Here is a 9,054-nt window from a genome sequence, read left to right as displayed (position 1 = left end):
TTATTGCAGTTTAAAAGTCAAATATCCAATAAAATTTGCATGTTAGCTCACAAACACAATAGAGATTTAATTGCAATAATCTATATTTACAAGCCATTTTTTAGTTTCCAACAGGTCATTTTTAATCTTTCTCTTATCATTTAAATATTTATTACTTATAAAATATTTAACTTGACACAAATTATTTTTATCATAAAGAGTTAAATCTTTTTCTGATATTCTCCTCATATCTTGCGCAATAAGCAATAATGGAATATATATATCAATACTCACATCGTCATGTTTCTGTAACTCTTTAATTATATATACATAATTAGTTAGATTCACAACAGTTGATGCATTAAAACCTTGTTAAAAATAATAATCCTTATTAACTCCCAAAGCTCTACAACCACCAAGAAAAACCATTAAAAAAATTAAAAAAAATCTCATATTACTTCCTTTTCAGCCAACAAAATCACAACCATATTATTTATTTTTTTGATTCCATATATTGTTACATAAAATCAACTGATTATAAAATTACAAATATCTTTTAGATTCATAATTTCTTTACTTTATTCCCCGTTTATTGAGTTGAATATAAACTATCTTTTCACAAAGTATTGAGACAACTTTATTATTCCGAATTTACTGCATAATAGTATTTAAATATTATAATAGGATATCCACCTCAAACAACCAAAAAGTAAGATTTTCCTAAATTCAGCTTATTCTTAAAACTTTAAATATACTTTAGAAAAAGAGGAAAACCATTATTTAGATGATTTTCACCCATATTCTTTCTTATTTCTACTATCCCACAGGTATAAAAAACTGCTCTACCACCACATCCCTTTCTTTCAAACTGTTTAAGCTTAAAACTTGTAGCAGTAAACCATCGATCAGGTTTACTACCATGTTGGCATCGAATTTTGGTTCGTGGATTTCTCCGCTAAAAATCAGATCAAAAATTTCATGGCGTAGCCATTTTCTATATTCAACCGCCATACGGTAAGCCTGCGGATGAAGCAGTTTTATTTCAAAAATGGCTTTAAGTAAAAGGTTGTATAGGCTGTTTAGATTAGTATGTAAAACAATAATTTCTTTGAGTTTATCTTTTGAAGTGTAGTAACGGCTTGAATAAATAATGGCAAGCACGTCTTCTCTCAATAGGCTTTTTTGAAAGGCGATGCACATTTCGATTAAGCGTTCTTTTGAGCCAAAATATTTATAAAACGTGGATTTGGTGATTTGGGCTTCTTTCGCAATCAGGTCTACACCTGCTGTGTGAAACCCATAGGTTGTAAAGAGGCGGATGGCAGTTTGAATAACCTGTAATTTTTTGGAAGATGTTTCTAAGTTTCGCATAGTTTTACCGTTATAAAATTCTTGTTGTTTCTAAAAGAGAAAAAAGCCTGTGCCCTTTTTGGGAGAAAAAAAGGCACAGCAAAGCCGTAAAGACTGTGCTTGGCACATCTCAAGTTTTATTGTTGATGCAAGTTTTTTGAGCCGTAATGATTTAAAGCCTGAAAACCCTAAAGGCCATCAAGCTGCTTTAAATTGTTAAGTGGTGTCGTTATAGCTTTTGGCAAGGGCTGCCAAGAAATAATGGATGTGCAAAGCCAACTCCTTTTTATTGGGAGTTCTGCCAAAACATTAAAATTATGGTGGCAGAACGAAAGGGGGTTGACGAACTGGTCACACGAGGCCAGCACACCCGTAGGTGTCCCCCTTCCGTCCTACCGCTACGAGAGGGAGACGAGGAGTTGCACAAAACTATCCCTCAGAAGGAATAATTCTGATACTCGTGTGATTGCGGTTCGTCAAAACCGACTGGCAATGTGGCCAGCAGGCAAAGAATAGTTCCCAACCTTCTCACAGTCAAGCACACAAAATGACATTTGTTTTAAATTAGATCATTAAAAAGTAAGGATAAATAATTAACAAGTTATTGTTAATTTGAGGTTTATAAAAATAGTAAAAATCTTAATAATCTGTGTAAGGTGAGATGTTTAGGACTTAAGTAAGAGCAAGTTATGTTTTTTAATTTTTAAATAATCAATTCGACTGTGAGTAAACACATAAGAAGACACGAATATAATCAAGATTATTATTTTTAAATATTTTATAGTAAGCAACACATTAATTAAATTACGATTACTCATATAACAGGACAACTACAATGCCTAGTGTTTTAATTGAAGTTCGGCAACAATATGATATAGACGTTGAAATAAGAATTATGGAAGGTGTACATGCCGCATTAAGAGATGCATTTCAAATACTTCCCCATGACCGAAATGTACGATTAATTGTACATGAACCTCATAGATTTCAATGCCCTCCGAATAAGGAAAAACCTGAATTTTATACACTTATCAGCATTGATGGTTTTGCTGGACGCTCTTTAGATGCTAAGCGTAAGTTATATAAAAATATCGTAAATAATCTAGAACCATTAGGTATCCCCATAGATCACGTTAAAATTATGTTGAGAGAAATTACAGCAGAGAACTTTGGGATTCGTGGCGGTCAAGCAGCTTGTGATGTAGATTTAGGTTATAAAATTGATGTGTGATTTCTATAGTCTTGAACCCATTTAATATAATGCTCACTATATTAAATCGGAAAAATATATTTTTTATAAAGGTAATAACTTAAAGTAAGTATTAATTTAATTATAAGCTGCTAAATAAAAAAGCTAAGTCACGATTACCGTGACTTAGCTTTGCAAAATAATTTTAATTAAAAAATTACTTATTTGATGTCTGCAAATTCAGAAACAGGCTTGTTCACTTCAACTTTTGTGCCACCGAATTTTTCACTCACGAATTTTTGTACTTTAGGTAAGTGGTAAAGTTCACCAAGTTTCGTATAGATCGGGTCATTTTTGTTTGCTTCAGCTACACCCAATAAATTGACATAAAGCTTAGTAGACTGATCAATTGGCTCACGGAAGATAGCGTCTTTCATTACATTAAGACCACCCTCAAGTGCCAATGTATTACCAAGTACAATTGCATCTACATCGTTTTTAACACGAACTGCTGTAGTCATTTGAATTGGTTTTAATTGTAAATTTTTAGGGTTTTCAGCAATGTCGTTCGTAGTCCCTTTTACAGGATCAAAGTTTGGTTTAAGTTTAATCAGTTTAGCTGATTGTAATAATATTAATGCACGAGCTTCGTTAGCAGTATCGTTTGGAATTGCAATGGTCGCGCCTTGTTGGAATTCATCAACAGTTTTAATTTTATTTGCATAAATACCCATTGGTTCCAAGTAAGTTGTCGCAACAGCTGCTACTTTCGCTGTATTTGAAGCATTGTAAGCTGCCAAATAGTTAAATGACTGGAACGCATTTACATCTTGCTCACCATTTGCGACGGATGTATTGAGTACAACATAGTCAGTCAAATTGGTCACTTGAAGTTTAATACCCGCTTCTTTAGTCTCAGGAAGCGTTGCAACATATTTCCATACATCCGTATCTGAACCTGTTGAAACCAGTTTAATTGTTCGAACAGACTCAGTTTTGTCTTTGGTTGTTGCAGTATTTTCAGTTTGTGCAGGTTGTTTATTACATGCAGTCAGTGTTAGTACAGATGCGCTGAACAATACACTAAATAATTTTTTCATAGGTACATCCTAAAATAGGAAACGCCTACCCTACAAAAGAGTGAGACATTCCCAACCATTGGGTCGAAATGCAATATTTGGCCGGAAATAATTTCCAGATATAGGGTTTAGAAGCCTGAATTCAGCACTATTCATTCCTTGAACTTGCTCGCTAAACAATAGAATTATGTTTTGAAACAGCCTCTAAATATGGGATCATCATATATCAACAAGTGAATATTCTACAAATAACTTGTTCAATTCTGATGTATAGTCATGCTCACAGCAACATATTGAAAACATAAACATTTTTCAAATATCACATACATATTTGATTTATATGAAATTTTCAGGATTTGTTATCACCTTTTTAGCTAAATACGGGTGAAATTTATATTTTTTGCATATATAAGCCTTTCCTTCTACAGGTCTTTCGAATTTGAGGAAGCGATAAAAGTCACATTAAAAACATAAGCTATTTATATAAATTATTTTTTATTATTTAAGTTTTTACTAACAATAAATTTTATCAAGATAACTTGTATTAATTCTAAGTAAAGTGAACAACAGGAAATGAATGATGCAGAAAAATTTCAGTTCAAATTAGAATTAATACTAAATTTACAATCACAATAAGTCACCAATGCCTTTAAACCTATTATTTATACTTCTCGCGATAAGCTTTCTGTCTCGAATAATTAAACAGAAAAGTGCTAATAAATTATTGCTCGCTTTTCATTCTATTTATTTCAATTCATAAAAAATATATAATAATCTCAATAGCTTTCTAATTATCTATTACCTTCATTCATGATCATATATTTTCAATAAAGAGAATAAAATGCAAGACCAAGCTTTAACCTCACTTCCTCAAGATTTAAATGAGGATCAAAATATTACAACTCCACCAATTTCACACTCAGGAATTTATCATTTTAAGTTTCATGGTAATGCCTCAGAATATTTTGGAATCTGGATCGTTAATATTCTTTTGACTATTATTACTTTAAGCTTATATGCGCCTTGGGCTAAAGTTCGTCGCTTACGCTATTTCTATGGTAATACAGAATTTTTTGAACGCCGCTTTGATTTTACTGGTATTCCAACCAAGATTTTGATTGGACGTTTAATTGCATTAGGAATTTACGTAGTATTTGCAATTTCATCACAGTATTCAATGATTGCAACTGTGGTTGGACTAGTTGCATTATATACAGCAGTACCTTGGCTAATTCGCGCTACTTTGCGTTTTACTGCAAGAAATAGTAAGTTCGGCAACACACGTTTTTATTTTGGTGGAACGATAAAAGAATCTTATAAAGTCTTTCTTTTGAGTATATTGGTATATATTTTCACTCTAGGAATCTTTACTCCTGTAGCTATTTGGCTATATAAAAAATATTATCTTAACAACTTATATGCTGGACAATTAAATTTTAAATTAAACGCGAAATGGTCTGCATATATGGCTGCAGTTTATATCCCCCTTTTTATTGCAATTGGTATAATTGCTATTTTTTCAATTATTTACTTTGCTATTGCTGGAGCAGTTTCTGGGTTCTCACCGAACGCTATAATTTTCGGAATAGTTATGGTATATGCATTTATTGGATTATTTATTTATCCATTAATTGCTGCTCGTCTTTTTATTACTACATGGAACAATACTACAGTTGGAAACAGTCAATTTAAAACAGACTGTAACCAATGGCGTTTTGCATGGATTGTAGCATCGAACTGGATTGTAAAAATCTTAACCATAGGTTTAATGTCTGCTTGGGCTGCGGTTCGTATTCACAAATACCAGATTGAATCGATGAGTTTAATTTTATTAGATGATCCAGATCAAATGATGAATCTAGCTCAACAAGAGCAAAGTGCTTTAGCTGAAGAAATCAGTGATATTTTTGATATCGACATCTCTTTATAATAATCTGAGTTTAATAATTTATGTCCCACGCAGTAGATATCACTTTCTATGATGGCCTAGTGTCTAAACCACACCGTGCTCAGATTTCAGCTCAATCTGAATCTGAAGTTTTAATTCGGTATGGTGAGCAATTAGAACAACAGCGTCATTATCAATATACTGATATGAAATTGATTGGTGCGCTGGGACAGTTACACCCAGTAATTGAATTATCTGATGATGCACGAATTGAATTTCATAGTGCATTACCTGAATGGTTTAATTACGCAACTAAAAAGGTTCAACATTCGATCTGGAAATTTGAACGTTCTCCGGGTCTTATTCTTTTTAGTGTAATTTTTGTGATTACTTTCGCAATCAGTCTAGTCAAATGGGGTGTTCCAGCCACATCTCATTATCTTGCTTTTCAATTACCTGAGAATACTTTAAAGAAACTAGGCGATGAAGCCGAGAATTATGTATTAAACAATTGGACTGCACCCAGCCAATTGGCACAAACCCAAAAAGACCAAATTACTAAACAGTATTTGAATACTGTTGCTGAAAACAGACCAGCTAAATTAGTCTTTCGTAAAGGCGATCAGTTAGGGGCAAATGCTGTAGCACTACCCAATAATACAATTATTATCACAGATGAACTGATCAAATTGGCACATACTAATCAGGAAATCTTAGGCGTATTAGCCCATGAACAAGGTCATTTGGTTTATCGCCATAGTTTACAACAAGGGTTAACTAGTTTAGGTCTAAGTATATTATACATTGCAATGACAGGAGATAATTCAGACTTATTTACCTCATTACCAGCCGCTATGATTGGTGCAAATTACTCACGGAAATTTGAGTCCGAAGCCGATCTATATGCTTTACAGTTGATGGATAGAAAGCATATCGAAGTCTCACACTTTGCAAATTTCTTACAACGTTTAAGCGATACAAAAGAAGAAAGTATCGATAAAAAGAATCAGTCCAATCCACCAACTTCTCAAGAAGAATCTTCAGCTAATAAATTATCTACAGCTGTTCTTGATACTCTATCCTCTCATCCTGCAATTGAAGAGCGTATTCGAATGGTTCATGATTTTGAGAAAAAACAAAGGCTAAATATTAAATAGTAGAAAATGAGGATTCATTCCCAAGACACTATGAAATATAAAATTAAACTGAAATCTAATTCTGCCCCACTCAATCCAAATTTTTATATAGGTTTCTAAGCATTAAAAAATTCACATAAAAAAAGCCCCTGCTTTTAACAGAGGCTTTTCGAATTTGGTGAAGCAGTGAAATACTAATTCATACTAAGTATTGATGACATTGCTTTGTGCAATTCATTGTCCGCCGATTCAATTTTGTTGCTTTGCCAAGCAATATAGCCATCTGGTCTAATCAGCAAGCATTCATTTTCATCATTAGTCCAAGAGCGAGAAAGTTCTCCATAAGAGTCTTCGACATCTCTTTTTGGGCCTACCTGTATAACTTTAATATCCAAGTTAAGCTGTCTATTCAGGTTGTCTACAGCAAGTTTCCATTTATCGCCTTGCAACCAACAGAATAGCGTAAACTTTCCGTTTCCAATTAAATCTAAGGCTGAGATTTTTCTATGATTTTTGACTAACCACACATGAGGAAGTTTATGGCCAGAAGTAAATGAGGGATAATAATAAAGATCTTCATCTCGACAAGAATCTAGTTCATTTTCAATATTATGTTCTGCCCCAATAATTGCAGATGAATGATACCGTACATTAGTTTCTACTCCTAAAGCAGCAAACTCATAAGCTTTATATTCAATTGCAGATCTTAAATCACGGCGTTTAACAGCACCTTTTTCATTACTCTCACTTAAAGCATTAATGCTTTTTTGCATTGTCTCTGTACTGTACTTTCCATCTAACTCTAAAGCAGAAAATATGGTAGAGAACTCTCTAACACTTTGATTCGCTCGTTTAACAATTCGCTCACCAACAGGTGCTCTTTCTTCATTAAAACTGTCTAATAAACCATGACCCGCTTTGCCCTTTAATACAAATGCTAATTTCCAACATAAGTTATAAGCATCTTGTATAGATGAGTTTGAACCGAGTCCATTAGAAGGCGGATGGCGATGGACAGCATCACCAATACAGAAAACTCGTCCTTTCGAATATTGCTCTGCATACATTTCATTTACTGTCCATAACGACTTGCTACTTATGCTTATTTCAATGTCGTTATCACCAATAAGCTGCCTGCAAATTGCAATTGCCTCATCATCGGTAAGAGATGGTTCTTCTTTTTCAATGTCATACCCCCAAACAATCTGCCATTCATTCCAAGGTCTGACCATACGCAACAACCCTAGCCCAATCCCTCCAATATTTGCTCCAGGTTGTATAATCCACCAGAGGTAGCCAGGTCGATGCGAAACGTATTTGGTTAAATCGGTTTTAAAAATAATGCTGATACTGCCACTTTTCCCCATTTTACCAGCCATAGGTAAATCTAAATCTTTTACGACTTGGCTGCTTGCACCATCAGCTCCGATTAAATACTTACATCGGATTAAGTATGTTTGTTTAGTTAATCTATCTAAAACAGTGACAGTTACACCATCCTCATCTTGCACATGAGATAAATATTCCGTATCAAATCTTGGATGACTCCCTCGTGATGCAGCATTTGAAAGCAAAATAGGTTCAAATAGGTGTTGAGGAAGATCGCACTGTTCACAAGGGCTCGCTTTCGCATACTCAGACATTCTTTCTGGATGATTCATTCCATAAGGAAAACGTCCAATTTCATCACCCGTTAAAGATGTGCAATAAACAACATCTCCCATAACTTCTTTTGGTGCTGCTTTTGCGATTACTTCATCTGAGATCCCCAAGTCTCGGACAACTTCCATTGTTCTTTGACTGATATAATGGGCACGCGGACTGTTTGCCAACCATCTATATTTAGTTATTATGATATTTCTGATTCCATAAGTACTTAACATAAGTGCAGCAGAAGAACCAGCCGGACCACTCCCAACAATTAAAACATCAGTTTCTAACATTTTTATCCTATTACTTACATATTTTTAGCAGCTAAATAGTTATTGCATACATTTAAAGCAAATAAATATCTCAAACATAATATTGCTTTAAAAACTCTTTAGACCAATTGAAGGCAAAGTCTTTACTATATTAATTTTCAATAAATCTATAAAACATATAAAACAGACTCCTATATCTTTATAGATTTATTTTTAAAAAAATAACACTAAACTTAGAAACCCAATGATTTAGAGTCTAAAATAAATATAACATTTAGGTTTTGCTCGTGACATTGGCAAATCCCTACACAATATATTTTTTGACTGTACTTCTTCACTCAGTGACTTTTTTATTTTTAAACAGAGGTTTTTATTTATTAAAACAGTATAAACTATATTTTTAAAAATATAACTATGAAGTCATTATGTTCTCAATTTTACTTTATACAAACGAGCACTCTCAACACTTCTAATAGGAATATGAGTTATGGAAAAACAAGAAATTATATCG

7 protein-coding genes are annotated in these 9,054 nt (G+C 33.3%); 4 read left to right on the top strand and 3 right to left on the bottom strand.

What is annotated here, in order from left to right; all coding sequences use genetic code 11:
* Positions 1-795: 795 nt before the first annotated feature.
* Positions 796-1,350 (bottom strand): TetR/AcrR family transcriptional regulator, encoded by a 555-nt coding sequence (locus ACG59Z_RS18605; RefSeq protein ID WP_400200694.1) that lies wholly within the window; start codon positions 1,348-1,350, stop codon positions 796-798.
* Between the two features lie 49 nt (positions 1,351-1,399).
* Between ACG59Z_RS18605 and ACG59Z_RS18600 the strand changes: the two genes are divergently transcribed.
* A complete protein-coding gene (locus ACG59Z_RS18600) occupies positions 1,400-1,549 on the top strand; it encodes a hypothetical protein (protein WP_167370366.1) in 150 nt (49 codons plus the stop codon).
* Between the two features lie 615 nt (positions 1,550-2,164).
* Positions 2,165-2,560: a tautomerase family protein gene (locus ACG59Z_RS18595; protein ID WP_400200693.1), complete on the top strand. Its 396-nt coding sequence runs from the start codon at positions 2,165-2,167 to the stop codon at positions 2,558-2,560.
* 179 nt (positions 2,561-2,739) lie between these two features.
* Here the strand turns inward: ACG59Z_RS18595 and ACG59Z_RS18590 are convergent, their stop codons facing one another.
* Complete coding sequence (locus ACG59Z_RS18590) at positions 2,740-3,618, bottom strand: MetQ/NlpA family ABC transporter substrate-binding protein (RefSeq protein ID WP_311088012.1); 879 nt, start codon at positions 3,616-3,618, stop codon at positions 2,740-2,742.
* Positions 3,619-4,438: 820 nt separating this feature from the next.
* On the opposite strand from ACG59Z_RS18590, the gene ACG59Z_RS18585 reads away from it, so the two are divergent.
* Positions 4,439-5,527, top strand: a complete 1,089-nt coding sequence (locus tag ACG59Z_RS18585) for a YjgN family protein (RefSeq protein ID WP_400200692.1) — start codon at positions 4,439-4,441, stop codon at positions 5,525-5,527.
* Between the two features lie 20 nt (positions 5,528-5,547).
* Positions 5,548-6,642 carry a M48 family metallopeptidase gene (locus ACG59Z_RS18580; protein WP_400200691.1) on the top strand — a complete coding sequence of 365 codons (1,095 nt, stop codon included), beginning with the start codon at positions 5,548-5,550 and terminating at the stop codon, positions 6,640-6,642.
* Between the two features lie 173 nt (positions 6,643-6,815).
* On the opposite strand, the gene ACG59Z_RS18575 is transcribed toward ACG59Z_RS18580, so the two are convergent.
* Complete coding sequence (locus ACG59Z_RS18575) at positions 6,816-8,564, bottom strand: FAD-dependent oxidoreductase (RefSeq protein WP_400200690.1); 1,749 nt, start codon at positions 8,562-8,564, stop codon at positions 6,816-6,818.
* Positions 8,565-9,054: the final 490 nt, after the last annotated feature.

Origin of the sequence: Acinetobacter sp. ABJ_C1_1 (genome assembly GCF_044684115.1) — a bacterium.
GTDB classification, from domain to species: domain Bacteria; phylum Pseudomonadota; class Gammaproteobacteria; order Pseudomonadales; family Moraxellaceae; genus Acinetobacter; species Acinetobacter nosocomialis_A.
The sequence above is the reverse complement of the archived record's forward strand: the minus strand, read 5'-3'. Positions and strand labels throughout refer to the sequence as shown.

Coding starts and splice junctions, on each gene's coding strand:
- ACG59Z_RS18585 (WP_400200692.1), top strand. CDS start 4,439: ATGCAAGACCAAGCTTTAACCTCACTTCCTCAAGATTTAAATGAGGAT.
- ACG59Z_RS18605 (WP_400200694.1), bottom strand. CDS start 1,350: ATGCGAAACTTAGAAACATCTTCCAAAAAATTACAGGTTATTCAAACT.
- ACG59Z_RS18575 (WP_400200690.1), bottom strand. CDS start 8,564: ATGTTAGAAACTGATGTTTTAATTGTTGGGAGTGGTCCGGCTGGTTCT.
- ACG59Z_RS18590 (WP_311088012.1), bottom strand. CDS start 3,618: ATGAAAAAATTATTTAGTGTATTGTTCAGCGCATCTGTACTAACACTG.
- ACG59Z_RS18580 (WP_400200691.1), top strand. CDS start 5,548: ATGTCCCACGCAGTAGATATCACTTTCTATGATGGCCTAGTGTCTAAA.
- ACG59Z_RS18595 (WP_400200693.1), top strand. CDS start 2,165: ATGCCTAGTGTTTTAATTGAAGTTCGGCAACAATATGATATAGACGTT.